Source organism: Xanthobacter autotrophicus (assembly GCF_029991245.1).
GTDB classification, from domain to species: Bacteria; Pseudomonadota; Alphaproteobacteria; order Rhizobiales; family Xanthobacteraceae; genus Xanthobacter; species Xanthobacter autotrophicus_C.
Genome location: NZ_JAIVFO010000122.1, coordinates 1 through 13880, shown reverse-complemented (window position 1 = coordinate 13880; position 13880 = coordinate 1). Strand labels below are relative to the sequence as shown.

Sequence of the window (13880 nt, the reverse complement as noted above, 5' to 3'; positions counted from 1 at the left end):
CCCTTGGATGGGGCCGCACCGCGATGTCGGACAACAGCCCGCCCGCCCCCAGCCGGGCGATGTCGCTGCCGCTCACCTCAAGGCCGGCGAGAAGGCGCATGAGCACGAAATCAAAGCCATTCTCCTTCGGGCTGCGGGCGCAGCCGGGCGCGCCCAGCACCGGCATGACGCCGAGTCGGCCGAGCATCAGGAGATTGCCGGGGTCCACCGGCATGCCGAGCCGCACCACCTCGCCCCCGGCGGCGACCACCGCGGCGGGGATCACGTCGTTACGGTCGGCGATAGCCGAAGCGCCGAAGACGATGACGAGTTCCGCCCGCTCCTGCGCCGCGCGCCCGAGGGCCTGCGCCAGCGCGGCCGTATCGTGGGCGACAGTGACCGCGGAAACCATCTCGGCGCCTGCGGGCGCGAGGCGGGCGCGGGTGACCGCGAGGGTCTTCGCCACCACCTTGTCGGCAAAGCCCGGCAGCAGCGTGGAGATGACCGCCACGCGCTTCAGCCGGAACGGTGCCACCGACAACAGCCCCTCCGACGCCAGCCGCGCCGCATCCACGAGATCCGCCGGCACCGCATAGGGGATGATCTTCACCGTCCCCACCATGTCACCCGCCGCCACCGGGGTGAAATCGCGCAGGGTGGCGAGGGTGATGGCCTCGTCCACGTCGTTGAAGGCGTCGAGCGCCGCGTCCGACACCCGCAGCACGCCGGCCGCCTCCGCGAACAGGTTGGCGCGGCCGGTGAAGGCGGCGTCCGCCCGCACATGGGGGCCGGCCACCGCTTCCGCCAAAAGCCGGGCGGCGGCATCTTCCGCCATGTCGCCGGGCTCCATGAGCGCCGCCACCACCTCGCGGAAGCCGGCAGCGGCAAGCCGCGCGATCTCGGCTGGGCCGAGCCGCGTGCCCTTCTTGAGGACGCCGCCCTCGAGCCGCACCGAATGGGCGGCGATGGCGCCTTCAGCCTCGGACAGGGGCAGGGAGCCGAACTTCACGCCGCAACTCCTTCCGCGTGCGCCGCGCCGGAGCGCAGGGCCCGGATCACCTCGGCGAGCACCGCCACCGCGATCTCGGCGGGGCTGGCCGCGCCGATGTCCACGCCGATGGGCGCATGGATGCGGCCGATGAGGTCCGGCGAAAGTCCCGCCGCCTGAAGCCGTTCCACCCGCCGGGCATGGGTGCGGCGCGAGCCCAGCGCGCCCACATAGAAGCAACCCGCCTTCAGCGCGGCGACGAGGGCCGGCTCGTCCACCTTCGGGTCATGGGTCAAGGCGACGAGGGCGGTGAAGGGGTCGAGGCCATAGGCCGGCAAGGCCACGTCCGGCCATTCCGCGATCACCGGCACGTCACCGAAGCGCTCGGGCGTGGCGAAGGCGGTGCGCGGGTCGATGATGGTCAGGTCGAAGCCGGCGAGGCGCGCCATGGGCGCCAATGCCTGGGAGATATGCACCGCGCCGATCACCAGCATGCGCGGCGGCGGCACCTCCACGGCGATGAAGGCTCGCCCCGTCCCCTCCCCCACCAGGCGGCTGCGCCGGGCGGCGAGCGCTTCGCGGATGGCGCCGGCGAGCGGGTCGGCGTCCACCTGGTCACGCGCCACCAGGCGCTGGGCGCCGCTCTCCAGCTCCGTCACCACCACGCAGGCCCGCCGCGCGGCGCGTTCCGCATTGAGGGCCGCCAGAAGATCGAGGCGCATAAGTGGGCATCCTCCCTGAGGGAGCGGCTGGCCGGGCCGGCAGCATCATCTTCCCCAATGAATATAACGCCGGACGCGCCACGTCACCGGCGACCTTCTCAATCCACACGCTCGACAAAGACCGCGATCTTGCCGCCGCAGGACAGGCCCACCTTCCAGGCGACCTCGTCCGCGACGCCGAATTCGAGGGTCCGCGGCACGCCGGAGGCGATCACATCCGCCGCCTCGTCCACCACCGCGCCCTCCACGCAACCGCCGGAGACGGAGCCGAGGAAGTTGCCGTCGGCGTCGATGACGAGCCGGCTGCCCACCGGGCGGGGGGCCGAGCCCCAGGTTTCCAGCACGGTGGCGAGCGCGACGCCCCGCCCCTCGCGGCGCCAGCGCTCGGCAGCGGCCAGAACATCGCTTTCGGTCACGTCCATGGCATCGCTCCTCGGCATCGCTCCTTCCGGCGGGGCTCGTGAATTGGCAAGGCCGGACACATCCCATATAGGTGCCCGGACGCCCATGCCAAACCTTCTGCTGCCGAACCTTCTGCCTCTGCCCGCCCGCGATCAAGGCACCCTGCGCTCGGGCGACGACCTCGTCGCCGCCGGCCTTGCCGATGCGCGCGACCGTGAGGCGCTGGCCCGCGTGGCCGCGCGCTATGCGGTGGCGGTGACGCCGACGCTGGCCGCCGCCATCGACCGCACTGACCCCGCCGATCCCATCGCCCGCCAGTTCGTGCCCCATCCCGCCGAGCTGGAAGCGCGGCCGGAGGAACTGGCCGACCCCATCGGCGATGAGGCCCACAGCCCGGTGCCGGGCATCGTCCACCGCTATCCGGACCGGGCGCTGCTGAAGATCGTGGGGGTGTGCGCCGTCTATTGCCGCTTCTGCTTCCGCCGCGAGATGGTGGGGCCGGGCGCGACCGCCGCCCTGTCGCCCGAGGCGCTGGAGCAGGCCTTCGCCTATCTGGCCGCCCATCCCGAGATCTGGGAGGTGATCCTCACCGGCGGCGACCCCTTCATGCTCTCGCCGCGCCGCATGGGCGAGGTGATGGCGCGCCTTGCCGCCATCCCTCATGTGAAGATCGTCCGCTTCCACACCCGCGTGCCTATCGCCGCGCCGGAGCGGGTGAGCGATGCGCTCATTGCCGCGCTCAAGGCGCCGGGCCTCACCTCCTACGTGGCGGTGCACGTCAACCATGCCCGCGAACTGACGCCCGATGCCCGCGCGGCCCTCGCCCGCTTGGCAGATGCCGGCATTCCGCTTTTGTCCCAATCGGTGCTGCTGCGCGGGGTGAACGATGATGCGGACACCCTCGCCGCCCTGTTCCGGAGCCTCGTGGAATGCCGGGTGAAGCCCTATTACCTGCACCATCCCGACCTTGCCCCCGGCACCGCCCATTTCCGCCTCGACATCGCGCGGGGGCAGGAGCTGATGCGCGCCCTGCGCGGGCGGCTCTCGGGCATCGCCCTGCCCACCTATGTGCTCGACATTCCCGGCGGCGCCGGCAAGGTGCCGCTGACCCCGGGCCACCTTGCGCCTGCAGGAGCACGCCTCGCGGTCTCCGACAATTGCGGCGGCGTCCATCTCTATCCGCCGGAGGGGTGATGGCGGCTTCCGCCCGTGCTATCGCACAGGGCAAATAAGGGAGGACGCCATGGGGGAGATGCGCCGGATTGCACAGCCGGGGCCGGCGCCGCAGGAGCGCATCGAGAGCGCCGTGGGCCGCCTGCAGGTGCTGGATTTCACGCTGGAACCGGGCCTCACCCTCAATGCCGCCGTCACCGGGCCGCTGATCGCGGCGGGTATGGGCGCGGCGCAGGTGGAAATCTCCGGCGGCGCCTTCGGCCCCTTCACCTATGTGATGCCGGCCGCATCCTCCGACGCCACCCATGCCGCCTGGTACAGCGCGCCCTTCACCCCCGCGGGCGAGACGCGGCTTGATCGCGGCAACGTCACCTTCGGGCGCAAGGAGGGCGCGCCCTTCATCCATTGCCATGCCTTCTGGACCGAGCCCGACGGCAGCCGCCATGGCGGCCACATCATGCCCCACGAGACGGTGGTGGCCGCCCCCATCCGCGCCCGCGCCTATGGCGCCGCCGAGGTGGAGACCACCGCCGATTTCGATCCCGAGACCAACTTCCCGCTCTTCACGCCTCACGCCCGCATCGCGCCGGCGGAGGGCGGCCCGCGCATCGCCTTCGCGCGGGTCCGGCCCAACGTGGAGATCGGCGCGGCGGTGGAGGAAGTGTGCCGCCGCCACGGCTTTGCCGGCGGGCGGCTGCGCGGCGGGGTGGGCAGCCTCATCGGCGCCCGCTTCACCGATGCCCCGCCGGTGGACGACTACGCCACCGAGGTGTTCGTGACCTCGGGCCTGGTATCTCCCGACGCCTCCGGCGCGCTGACGGCGCAGATCGGCCTTGCCCTTGTCAGCCTCACCGGCGCCATGGCCGTGGGCCGGCTGGTGCGGGGCGCCAATCCGGTGCTCATCACCTTCGAGCTGGCGGTGGAGGAGATCCCCGCCAGTTGAGCGCCGCTCTCAAGATGCGGTGGAGGACGCCCGCCGCCCCTGGGGCTCGGGAATGAGGTCGTCATTGTCCTCGGCGAGGAGCGCCGGCTCGGTTTCCTCCGCCTCCAATGCCCCGCTGCGGCCGGCAAGGGTGCCGACGATGACCAGCTGGAGGAAGTGGTAGAGCATGATGGGGGTGATGATGAGCGACAGGTCCGGCGAGGCGTTGAACATCACCTGCGCCATGGGAAGCCCGGTGGCGAGCGACTTCTTCGACGCGCAGAACACCACCGCGATGGTGTCGGGCCGGGAGAATCCGAAGACCCGGCAGGCGATCCCGACCAGCAGGTAGACCACGGCAAACAGCGCCAGCACGCCGGCCACGATCTCCAGCAGCAGGACCGGGCTCTGGCCCTTCCACACGCCGGCGGCCACGCTGTCGCAGAATGAATTGTAGACGATGGCCAAAATCACCGCCCGGTCGGCGATGCGCACCACCTGGCGATGGCGTTCCACCAGCTTCAGCAGCAGCGGCCGGACGACCTGCCCCACCGCCAGCGGCAGGATCACCAGGATGATCAGCTTCAGGATCACCGGGCCGAGATCCATGCCCCCGCCCACCGTGTGCAGATACCAGGCCATCAAGACCGGCGTGGCGAACACGCCGATGAGGCTGGAGATGGAGGCATTGAAGATGGCCACCGGCACGTTGCCGCGCGCCAGCGAGGTCATGGCCACCGACGACGAGACCGTGGAGGGCAAGGCGGCGAGGAAGAAGAATCCCGTCGCCACCGCCTCCGGCAGGCGGTCGCCCATCAGCACCAGCATCCCCATCACCACTGCGGGAAACAGCAGGAAGGTGCCGAGCTGCACGATCAGGTGCAGCTCCCAGCGGGCGGCGCTTTCCAGCAGCCGCTTCGGCGACAGCGAGATGCCGTAGAGGAAGAAGATCACCGCGACGCCCCAGCTCGCGGCCTTGTCGGCATGGAGCACGCCACCCGTGACGCCGGGCTGCGGCCAGACCAGGGCCAAAGAGACGGTGAGCGCGAGGGCGACGACGAACGGGTCGAGCTTCAGTCGTGACAACATGAGCCGGATGCGAGGCGTGAGAGAGGCGTGAGACCTGCACTCCCGCGACCGTTCCCTGCCCCATCGCCCGTCCGGAGGCCTGAGGCTCCGTGCGCGCGTTTATCCGCCGGCTTCGTCCCGCCTGAAGCGGTCTGCGCCGGCCTTCGCCGATCTTTCTGTCGACAATATACCCAGACTGCGGCCTGTGACCCGCCGGGTCAACCGGCTGCGGCGGTAAACATGGGGGCAAACATGGGAGCATGGGCGCGACATGTCGTGCCATGCTGCGCCCGCAGGGAATGGGGCGCGCCGGCCCCATTCGGTTTGCGCAAGAAAAAGGCCCGCGCAGGACGCGGGCCTTCTGTCATTGGGGGACGAACCGGTCAGAGCTGGGTGTAGGCGCCGTCCTTCCAGACGTAGACCACATAGTCGAGCTTGGTGATGTCGCCCTTCTTGTCGAAGGAGAGCGGGCCGAGCACGGTGTTGAAGGTCATGCCGGAGTGCATCTTCTCGGCCACCTTCTTGGGGTCGAGGGACTTGGCCGCCTCGGCGGCCTGCTTCATCACCTGCACGGCCGCGTAGGAGTAGAGCACATAGCCTTCCGGATCGACGCCCTTGGCCTTGAAGGCGGCGACGATGTCCTTGGCGGCCGGGTTGTTGCGCGGATCGGGACCGAAGGTCATCAGCGTGCCTTCGGCGCCGGGGCCGGCGATGGTCCAGTATTCCTTGTCGGTGATGCCGTCGCCGGAGAACAGCACGGTCTTCATGCCCTGGTCGCGCATCTGGCGCACCAGCAGGCCGGCCTCGGGATGCAGGCCGCCGAAATAGAGCAGGTCGACGCCGTTGGCCTTCAGCTTGGAGACGAGGGCCGAATAGTCCTTCTCGCCGGTATTGATGCCCTCATAGAGGACTTCCTTCACGCCGCCCTTGTTGATGGTCTTCTGCGTCTCGTCCGCCAGACCCTTGCCGTAGGGGGTCTTGTCGTGGACGATGGCGACCTTCTTGCCCTTGAAGTTCTTGACGATATGGGCCCCGGCCACCGCGCCCTGCTGGTCGTCCCGGCCGCAGGTGCGGAACGTGTTCCACATCTTGCGCTCGGTGAAGGTCGGGTTGGTGGAGGCGGGGCTGATCTGGAGGACGCCGGCTTCCTCGTAATCCTGCGAGGTCGGGATCGACACGCCGGAATTGAAGTGGCCCACCACGTATTTCACGCCGTCGGAAATGAACTTGTTCGCCGCCGACTTGCCCTGCTCGGGCTTGCCGCCGTCATCGCCGACCGAAAGCTGGATCTTCTGGCCGAGGATGCCGCCGGCGGCATTGATATCGGCCACGGCCTGCTCGGCGCCGGTCTTCAGCTGGGCGCCGAAAGCGGCGTTGCTGCCGGTCATGGGGCCGCCGACGCCCATCTTCACCTGCGCCTGGGCCTGCGCCGCAAGCAGAAGGCTGGCGCCCAGAGCGAGCGACGCCATCAAGAGCTTCTTCATCAGGTCTCTCCCTTTCGTCCGGGAGCGGAACACCGGTCCGCCTCCCAGTGAAACTCCGCGGCGCATTGTGCCGCAATTCCCCGGCCTGTCGATGCCGCGCGCGGCACCTCGCGCCGGTTTCAACCGAAGGTTTTGGGCCGCCAGGCAAGCCGCCCCGCCGGCTCGTACATCCATCCGTATTGCACGGTCATCTGCCGCTTGCGATGGGCACGGAAGCCCAAGGTCGCGATGGCGGTGAGCAGCACGAACTCCACCGCGAACGGCTCCAGCGAGAACAACTCGTCCTCGAACAGGGCGAAGTGGCAGAAGCGCACCGCGCCGGCCAGCAGCAGGCAATAGAACACGAGCTGCAGAAAGGGCGCCCAGCCGTGGGCCACCGCCTTGCCGGTGCGCCACGCCGCGGCGCCACCGAGGAACAGGGTGACCAGCAGGAAATCGCCCAGCGAGGCGCCGATCAGCTCCTGCGGCCAGAGGGCGATCAGCAGCACCAGCACGGCGATCACCGCCAGCGGGCCGATGAGCAGGGGGGACGAGGACCGCCCCGGATCCGCCTGCGACGCCATCACCGGCCTCCCTCCAGATAGGCGGCGCGCACCTCGGGCCGGGCCAGCAGTTCCGCCCCGGTGCCCGACATGGTGACGCGCCCGTTGACCATCACATAGCCGCGGTGGGCAAGCTTCAGGGCGTGATAGGCGTTCTGCTCCACCAGGAACACGGTCAGCCCCTCGGTCTCGTTCAAGAGCTTGATGGCGTCGAAGATCTGCTTCACCACCAGCGGCGCGAGGCCCAGCGACGGCTCGTCCAAGAGCAGCAGGCGCGGCCGTCCCATGAGCGCGCGGGCGATGGACAGCATCTGCTGTTCGCCGCCGGACAGGGTGCCGCCGCGCTGGTCGATGCGCTCCTTCAGGCGCGGGAACATCTCGAACATGCGTTCCAGGTCCTCCGCGAAATGGGCATTGCCGGTGACGGCGGCGCCCATCTGCAGGTTCTCGTAGACGCTCATGCGCGGAAAGATGCGCCGCCCCTCGGGGGACTGGGCGATGTTGAGCCGCATGATCTCGTGGGTGGGCAGGCCGGTGATGTCGCGCCCGGCGAAGACGATGCGGCCGTCGCGCGCCCGCGGGCTGCCGCAGATGGTCATCATCAGCGTGGACTTGCCGGCCCCGTTGGCGCCGATGAGGGTGACGATCTCCCCCTCGTTCACCGCGATGTCCACGCCCTTCAGCGCGATGATCTTGCCGTAATAGGCGGTGACGCCGCTGACCGACAGCAGCGGCTGGCCCTTCGGCGCGCTCTGGGGTGCGACGGCGCCCGGGGCGAGGACAGTGGGGGCGAGAGTGCTGGTGCTCATGCGCCCACCTCCGCCTCCACCACGGCCGCCTCGTCTTCCTCGACGCCGAGATAGGAGGCTATGACCTTGGGATCGGTGCGCACCTCCTGGGGCGTGCCGTCGGCGATCTTGCAGCCGTATTCCAGCACGACCACATGGTCGGAAATCTCCATCACCACCGACATGTCGTGCTCGATGAGCAGGATGGAGGTGTCGTGGTCGCGCCGGATGGAGAGCAGCAGCTCGTTGAGCGCCGCCGATTCGCGCGGGTTGAGGCCGGCGGCCGGCTCGTCGAGGCAGAGCAGCACCGGGTTGGTGCACATGGCGCGGGCGATCTCCAGGCGCCGCTGGTCGCCATAGGGCAGATCGCCGGCTGGGTCGTCCGCGCGCTCCATGAGGCCGATCTGGTCGAGCCAGTAGAGTGCCTTGTCCATGGCGCCCTTCTGCTGGCGCTTCCAGGACGGCAGGTTGAGGAGGGCTGCGGGATTGAGCAGGCCGGCGCTGGTGAGCGACATGTGCTGCGCCACCAACAGGTTTTCCAGTACCGTCATGCCCGAGAACAGGCGGATGTTCTGGAAAGTGCGGGCGACCCGCGCCCAGGACGCCACCTTGTGGTCGGGCAGCCGCTCCAGAAGGTAGAGCGCGCCCGCCCCCGTGCGTCCCCAGGACAGGCCCGAGGCGGTGACGGCGTCGAGTTCGTCAGGCGTCGCCGCGCCACCGTGGAACAGGGCGAGGCGGCCGGCGGAGGGCTTGTAGAAGCCGGTGATGCAGTTGAACACGGTGGTCTTGCCGGCGCCGTTGGGGCCGATCACCGCCGTCACCTCGCCACGGGCGGCGACGAAGGACACGTCATTCACCGCGATGAGGCCGCCGAAGCGCATGGACAGGTGGTCCACCGCGAGGATCGGCGCCCGCGCGCCGGCCACGGGATCAAGGCTCGCCATCAGCCGTGGCCCTCCTTGACGAGGGCGGAGGAGACCGCCTTGCGCTCCTTCAGGAAGATGGTGGGCAGGCGCGAGGAGACGAGGCCGCGCGGACGCCACACCATCACCGCCACCATGGCGAAGCCGAAGATGAGCATGCGGTAGAGCGAGGGATCGAAATCCGGCCCGAACAGGAAGTCGGCCTTCAGGAAGGAGAGGTTGCGCAGCATCTCCATGCCGCCGATGAGCAGGATGGCGGCCCCGGCCACGCCCATCTGCGATCCCATGCCGCCGAGCACCACGATGGCGAGGATCACCGCCGATTCCATGAAGGTGAAGCTCTCGGGCGAGACAAAGCGCACCCGCACCGCAAAGAAGGCGCCGGCGAAGCCGCCGAACATGGCGCCGGTGGCAAAGGCGGTGAGCTTGGTGAGCGTGGTGTTGATGCCCAGCGAGCGGCAGGCGATCTCATCCTCGCGCAGCGCCTCCCAGGCGCGGCCCACCGGCATCTGCCGCAGCCGGATGGTGACCAGCGCGGTGAGCGCGGCCAGGGCCAGGATCACGAAATACAGGAAGATGATCCGGTGCATGGAATCGAAGTCGAGACCGTATTTGGCCGCGAAGCCTTCGTCGGTGGCGTTGAAGGGCACGCCGAAGAAGGAAATGGGCGGAATGGAGGAAATGCCCGCCCCGCCATTGGTCAGCGACACCCAGTTGATGAGCACGAGGCGGATGATCTCGCCGAAGGCCAGGGTGACGATGGCGAGATAATCCCCGCGCAGCCGCAGCACCGGGAAGCCCAGGATCACGCCCCAGAACGCGGCGAGGATGCCGGACACCGGCAGGCACAGCCAGAACGACCACGCGGTCCAGAACCCCTCCCCCAGATGGCCGGCGAAGAAGTCGTTCACCGGCACGCTGGTGGAGAGCAGGGCGAAGGTGTAGGCGCCCACCGCATAGAAGGCCACGTAGCCGAGATCCAGCAGCCCGGCGAGGCCGACCACGATGTTGAGGCCCCATCCCAGCATCACATAGGTGAGCACATAGATGCCGAGATCCACCCAGTAGCGGCTGGGGCTCAAGCCGCCCGACAGCAGGATGGCGAGGAAGGGATAGGCGATGGCGAAGGAGAAGAAGGCCGGCCTCAGCGCCGGCGCCGCCTTCAGCGCCAGCGTGGCGAAGGCGGAGGGTCCCTCGCTCGTCTTCACCTTGCGGCCGCGCCGCCAGACGGTGAGGTTCAGCACCAGCCGCAGCACCGCGACGATGCCGGCGAACACGGCCACCAGGCCGAAGCGATAGGTGAGGCCCAGCGGCCCGCTGCCCGATTCGGTGGCGCGGAAACCCACCAGCGGCAGCAGCAGCAGGCCGGTGAGGAGGCCGCTCACCACCGCATCGGTGACAGCGCTGCCGACCACCGAGCCCTGACGCGGGACCGCGGGCGGCAGGGGCGCGAGCGCGGGAAGGCCGTTCGCGGGCACATCGACCTGAGGCACGGATCCGGACGGCAGAGATCCCGGCGGGATATCGGCGACGGGCGGATGCACCATCAGACCTTCTCCACTTCCGGCCGACCCAACAGGCCCTGGGGCAGGAAGATGAGCGTGACCACAAGGATGGAGAACGCCGCCACATCCTTGTATTCAATGGAGAAGTAAGCGGACCACAGGGTCTCGATGAGGCCGATGAGCAGCCCGCCCAGAACCGCCCCCGGCAGCGAGCCGATGCCCCCGAGCACCGCTGCGGTGAAGGCCTTCACGCCCGGCACGAAGCCGTCGGCGAAGTTCACCACGCCGTAATACATGAGGTACATGACCCCGGCGACGGCGGCCAGCGCGGCGCCGATGACGAAGGTGAGCGAGATGGTGAGGTCCACGTTCACGCCCAGCAGCGCCGCCATCTTGCGGTCCTGCTCGCAGGCGCGCTGGGCGCGGCCCAGCGAGGTCTTCTGCACCAGCCACCAGAAGCCGGCGAGCAGGGTCGCGGTGACCACCATGATGATGATCTGCTTATAGGCGAGGGTGACCTCGTAGCCGTTGCGCTCCATCACCACGAACACGTCCGGCACCATGGGCGGCAGCGGCTTGTTGCGCGGGCCCTGCGCCACCTGCACGAAATTGGAGAGCAGGATGGACATGCCGATGGCGGAGATCATGGGCGCGAGGCGGAAGGAGCCGCGCAGGGGCCGGTAGGCGACCCGCTCGATGGCCCAGCTCACCAGCCCGGTGAACACCATGGCCACCACCAGGGTGATGGCGAGGATGAGGAAGATGGAGCTCATCCCCAGCACGGTGGTAAGCAGCAGAACGCAGATGAGGCCGATGAAGGCGCTCACCATGAACACGTCGCCGTGGGCGAAGTTCACCATTCCGATGATGCCGAACACCATCGTGTAGCCGATGGCGATCAATCCGTAGATCGACCCGAGGGTCAATCCATTGATGAGCTGCTGGAGGAACACTTCCATCCGCCGCTGAACCCCTCTGTCTGGTTGGCGCGCTTATTTTATCATCGTGCCCGACGATTGTGCGCTGCCTCTTTTCCGACTCATAACCCGCCCTGCCCGTCGAGACAATTGCGCCGGGCCGGGGCGCGTTCCGCGGGCGAACGCCCTTTCCCGCAAGTGGCAGAGGGTTCGCGGTGGCGCCCGGTCTGGGATGGAGCTCTATTGGCTGACCCATAGCCCCAGGCCCGACCCTCGCTTGACAGGCCGCCAGTCCCTGCGCCTCCTCCCCGCACCCATCTGCCGATTGCGCCGGAGGAGACGCCATGCCCCAGACCATCACCCGTGGCTTCAAGCAGCTCCTGGAAGAAGCCAATGCCCGCGTCGAAACACTGACGCCGCAGGACGCCCAGCGCCGGATCGGCGAGGGCGCGCTGCTGGTGGATGTGCGTGACCCGCGCGAGCTGGAGCGGGAGGGCCGCATTCCCGGCGCCTTCCACTGCCCGCGGGGCATGCTGGAATTCTGGATCGACCCCGAAAGCCCCTATTTCAAGCCGGTCTTCGGCGAGGACCGGCCCTTCATCTTCCTGTGCGCGGGGGGCTGGCGCTCGGCCCTGTCGGCGGCCACGGCGCAGGACATGGGGCTGAAGCCGGTGGGCCACGTGGGCGGCGGCTTCAAGGCCTGGAAGGAGACGGGCGGGCCGGTGGAGGGCTGAGGCGCCCTACCCCACCGTGCCGTAGACCTGATCGGCCCGGGCCTCGAAGGCGTCGGCGAAGCGGCGGAACGCAGCCTCGAACATGGCGCCCATGAGCATGGCCAGGGTGCGCGAGCGGAATTCGTAGGAGATGAAGAACTTCACCTCGCTCGCGTCCTCACCGCGCCCCACGAACTCCCAGCGGTTGTCGAGCCGGCTGAAGGGGCCGTCGAGATATTCCACATGGATGGTGAGGCGCGGCCGGTCCAGCGTCACCCGCGAGGTGAAGGTCTCGCGGATCAGCTTGTAGGCGACGGTCATGTCCGCCACCAGGATCTCCACGCCCTCGTCGGACTTCATGCGCCGCTTGATGCGCAGCGACTGGCACAGGGGCACGAACTCGGGGTAGCGCTCCACGTCGGCCACGAGGTCGAACATGTCCCGCGCCCCGTGCCTCACCTGCCGGGCGTTGGAGAAGGATGGCACGATCAGGCCCGGCCGAGGCGCGCCGCCCGGGCCGCGCGCAGCTTCTCGAAATCCGCGCCCGCATGGTGGGACGAGCGCGTGAGCGGGCTCGCCGAGACCATGAGGAAGCCCTTGGCATAGGCCACCGTCTCATAGGCCTTGAACTCGTCCGGCGTCACGAAGCGCTCCACCTTGTGATGCTTGCGCGTGGGCTGGAGATACTGGCCGATGGTGATGAAATCCACCTCCGCCGAGCGCAGATCATCTATCAGCTGGAGCACTTCGGGGCGCTCCTCGCCGAGGCCCACCATGATGCCGGACTTGGTGAAGATGGAGCCGTCCAGCTCCTTCACCTTCTGCAAGAGGCGCAGGGAGTGGAAATAGCGCGCGCCTGGCCGCACCGAGAGATACTTGGCCGGCACCGTCTCCAGATTGTGGTTGAACACGTCGGGCCTGGCCGCCACCACCACCTCCAGCGCCCCATCCTTGCGCAGGAAATCGGGGGTGAGGATCTCGATGGTGGTGCCGGGGCTCGCCGTGCGGATGGCGGCGATGGTGCGCGCGAAGTGCTCGGCGCCGCCGTCGGCGAGGTCGTCCCGGTCCACGGAGGTGATGACCACGTGGGAGAGGCCGAGCTTGGCCACCGCGTCGCCCACCTTCTGCGGCTCGCCCTGGTCCAGCGCCTCCGGCATGCCGGTGCGCACGTTGCAGAAGGCGCAGGCGCGGGTGCAGGTGTCCCCCATGATCATGAAGGTGGCGTGCTTCTTCTCCCAGCACTCGCCGATATTGGGGCAGCCGGCCTCCTCGCATACGGTGTGGAGGCCGTTGGCGCGCACGATCTCCGCCGTCTGCGACCAGCCGGCCGAGCCCGGCGCCTTCACGCGGATCCAGTCGGGCTTGCGCAGCACCTCGGTTTCCGGGCGGTTGGCCTTTTCCGGGTGGCGCGGGCGGGCGAGGGTGTCGATGACCGTGACCATGCGTTTCGTCTCTCAACCCCCGGCGGGGAAATGCACGCCCCCGCAAGGGAAGCGGCCGTGCCGGGCGAAGCCCCGCCCGGACCAGGGTCCGGGCCGGGCATGAATTTCAGTTCACCATACCGCGCGCCACCCTTGGCCGGAAGCCACGCGGCGCGCGCTGCGGCAATGCGTTTTCAGGCCGGCCGCCTGCCGGTGACCGCCCGCCAGATGACGAGCAGCAGCACCGCACCGCAGGTGGAGATGATGATGCGGTCGAGCATGCCGTCGCCGATATAATTGAGGCCGAGCGCCCCCGCCACCCAGCCTCCGAGC

General features: G+C 68.9%; 16 protein-coding genes. 3 read left to right on the top strand and 13 right to left on the bottom strand.

Annotation, left to right across the window (positions count from 1 at the left end; translation table 11 throughout):
- The 3 genes from K9U41_RS17600 to K9U41_RS17590 all read right to left on the bottom strand — a co-directional run.
- Nucleotides 1–988: molybdopterin-binding protein (locus K9U41_RS17600; RefSeq protein ID WP_282642177.1), on the bottom strand; the 988-nt coding region annotated here is incomplete at its 3' end.
- Nucleotides 985–1689 (bottom strand): XdhC family protein, encoded by a 705-nt coding sequence (locus K9U41_RS17595; RefSeq protein ID WP_282642176.1) that lies wholly within the window; start codon nt 1687–1689, stop codon nt 985–987. The genes K9U41_RS17595 and K9U41_RS17600, both read right to left, overlap by 4 nt.
- Nucleotides 1690–1787: 98 nt before the next feature.
- Nucleotides 1788–2111 carry an XdhC family protein gene (locus K9U41_RS17590; RefSeq protein ID WP_282642175.1) on the bottom strand — a complete coding sequence of 108 codons (324 nt, stop codon included), beginning with the start codon at nt 2109–2111 and terminating at the stop codon, nt 1788–1790.
- An 85-nt stretch (nt 2112–2196) separates the two neighbouring features.
- Here K9U41_RS17590 and K9U41_RS17585 point away from each other — a divergent pair, with 85 nt between their 5' ends.
- Both K9U41_RS17585 and K9U41_RS17580 read left to right on the top strand, forming a co-directional pair.
- The gene (locus K9U41_RS17585; protein ID WP_282642174.1) at nt 2197–3285 is read left to right on the top strand and encodes a lysine-2,3-aminomutase-like protein; all 1089 of its coding nucleotides are present in this window, start codon (nt 2197–2199) and stop codon (nt 3283–3285) included.
- Between the two features lie 49 nt (nt 3286–3334).
- Complete coding sequence (locus K9U41_RS17580) at nt 3335–4207, top strand: DUF296 domain-containing protein (protein WP_282642173.1); 873 nt, start codon at nt 3335–3337, stop codon at nt 4205–4207.
- A 9-nt stretch (nt 4208–4216) separates the two neighbouring features.
- Here the strand turns inward: K9U41_RS17580 and K9U41_RS17575 are convergent, their stop codons facing one another.
- From K9U41_RS17575 to K9U41_RS17545, 7 genes are all read right to left on the bottom strand, one after another.
- Entirely contained in the window at nt 4217–5275 is a 1059-nt protein-coding gene (locus K9U41_RS17575; RefSeq protein WP_282642172.1) for a bile acid:sodium symporter family protein, read from the bottom strand.
- 362 nt (nt 5276–5637) lie between these two features.
- The gene (locus K9U41_RS17570) at nt 5638–6738 is read right to left on the bottom strand and encodes a branched-chain amino acid ABC transporter substrate-binding protein (protein ID WP_282642171.1); all 1101 of its coding nucleotides are present in this window, start codon (nt 6736–6738) and stop codon (nt 5638–5640) included.
- 119 nt (nt 6739–6857) lie between these two features.
- On the bottom strand, nt 6858–7301 hold the full coding sequence (locus K9U41_RS17565; protein WP_282642170.1) for a DUF6867 family protein: 444 nt from the start codon (nt 7299–7301) through the stop codon (nt 6858–6860).
- Complete coding sequence (locus K9U41_RS17560; protein ID WP_282642169.1) at nt 7301–8089, bottom strand: ABC transporter ATP-binding protein; 789 nt, start codon at nt 8087–8089, stop codon at nt 7301–7303. Before K9U41_RS17560 ends, K9U41_RS17565 begins: the two co-directional genes overlap by 1 nt.
- On the bottom strand, nt 8086–9012 hold the full coding sequence (locus tag K9U41_RS17555) for an ABC transporter ATP-binding protein (RefSeq protein ID WP_282642168.1): 927 nt from the start codon (nt 9010–9012) through the stop codon (nt 8086–8088). Before K9U41_RS17555 ends, K9U41_RS17560 begins: the two co-directional genes overlap by 4 nt.
- The gene (livM, locus tag K9U41_RS17550) at nt 9012–10538 is read right to left on the bottom strand and encodes a high-affinity branched-chain amino acid ABC transporter permease LivM (protein ID WP_282642167.1); all 1527 of its coding nucleotides are present in this window, start codon (nt 10536–10538) and stop codon (nt 9012–9014) included. The genes K9U41_RS17555 and livM overlap by 1 nt, the downstream gene beginning before the upstream one ends.
- A complete protein-coding gene (locus K9U41_RS17545; protein WP_282642166.1) occupies nt 10538–11455 on the bottom strand; it encodes an ABC transporter permease subunit in 918 nt (305 codons plus the stop codon). The genes livM and K9U41_RS17545 overlap by 1 nt, the downstream gene beginning before the upstream one ends.
- Nucleotides 11456–11757: 302 nt before the next feature.
- Here K9U41_RS17545 and K9U41_RS17540 point away from each other — a divergent pair, with 302 nt between their 5' ends.
- Nucleotides 11758–12147: a rhodanese-like domain-containing protein gene (locus K9U41_RS17540; protein ID WP_282642165.1), complete on the top strand. Its 390-nt coding sequence runs from the start codon at nt 11758–11760 to the stop codon at nt 12145–12147.
- Nucleotides 12148–12153: 6 nt separating this feature from the next.
- Here the strand turns inward: K9U41_RS17540 and K9U41_RS17535 are convergent, their stop codons facing one another.
- From K9U41_RS17535 to K9U41_RS17525, 3 genes are all read right to left on the bottom strand, one after another.
- A complete protein-coding gene (locus K9U41_RS17535; RefSeq protein WP_282642164.1) occupies nt 12154–12612 on the bottom strand; it encodes a type II toxin-antitoxin system RatA family toxin in 459 nt (152 codons plus the stop codon).
- Between the two features lie 2 nt (nt 12613–12614).
- Nucleotides 12615–13568: a lipoyl synthase gene (gene lipA / locus K9U41_RS17530; protein WP_282642163.1), complete on the bottom strand. Its 954-nt coding sequence runs from the start codon at nt 13566–13568 to the stop codon at nt 12615–12617.
- Nucleotides 13569–13741: 173 nt separating this feature from the next.
- A complete protein-coding gene (locus K9U41_RS17525) occupies nt 13742–13867 on the bottom strand; it encodes a GlsB/YeaQ/YmgE family stress response membrane protein (protein ID WP_282642178.1) in 126 nt (41 codons plus the stop codon).
- Nucleotides 13868–13880 lie beyond the last annotated feature (13 nt).

Excerpts from the sequence above, each read along its gene's own strand:
- K9U41_RS17595 (WP_282642176.1), bottom strand. The coding sequence starts at position 1,689 with ATGCGCCTCGATCTTCTGGCGGCCCTCAATGCGGAACGCGCCGCGCGG.
- K9U41_RS17590 (WP_282642175.1), bottom strand. The coding sequence starts at position 2,111 with ATGGACGTGACCGAAAGCGATGTTCTGGCCGCTGCCGAGCGCTGGCGC.
- K9U41_RS17585 (WP_282642174.1), top strand. The coding sequence starts at position 2,197 with ATGCCAAACCTTCTGCTGCCGAACCTTCTGCCTCTGCCCGCCCGCGAT.
- K9U41_RS17580 (WP_282642173.1), top strand. The coding sequence starts at position 3,335 with ATGGGGGAGATGCGCCGGATTGCACAGCCGGGGCCGGCGCCGCAGGAG.
- K9U41_RS17575 (WP_282642172.1), bottom strand. The coding sequence starts at position 5,275 with ATGTTGTCACGACTGAAGCTCGACCCGTTCGTCGTCGCCCTCGCGCTC.
- K9U41_RS17570 (WP_282642171.1), bottom strand. The coding sequence starts at position 6,738 with ATGAAGAAGCTCTTGATGGCGTCGCTCGCTCTGGGCGCCAGCCTTCTG.
- K9U41_RS17565 (WP_282642170.1), bottom strand. The coding sequence starts at position 7,301 with ATGGCGTCGCAGGCGGATCCGGGGCGGTCCTCGTCCCCCCTGCTCATC.
- K9U41_RS17560 (WP_282642169.1), bottom strand. The coding sequence starts at position 8,089 with ATGAGCACCAGCACTCTCGCCCCCACTGTCCTCGCCCCGGGCGCCGTC.
- K9U41_RS17555 (WP_282642168.1), bottom strand. The coding sequence starts at position 9,012 with ATGGCGAGCCTTGATCCCGTGGCCGGCGCGCGGGCGCCGATCCTCGCG.
- livM (WP_282642167.1), bottom strand. The coding sequence starts at position 10,538 with ATGGTGCATCCGCCCGTCGCCGATATCCCGCCGGGATCTCTGCCGTCC.
- K9U41_RS17545 (WP_282642166.1), bottom strand. The coding sequence starts at position 11,455 with ATGGAAGTGTTCCTCCAGCAGCTCATCAATGGATTGACCCTCGGGTCG.
- K9U41_RS17540 (WP_282642165.1), top strand. The coding sequence starts at position 11,758 with ATGCCCCAGACCATCACCCGTGGCTTCAAGCAGCTCCTGGAAGAAGCC.
- lipA (WP_282642163.1), bottom strand. The coding sequence starts at position 13,568 with ATGGTCACGGTCATCGACACCCTCGCCCGCCCGCGCCACCCGGAAAAG.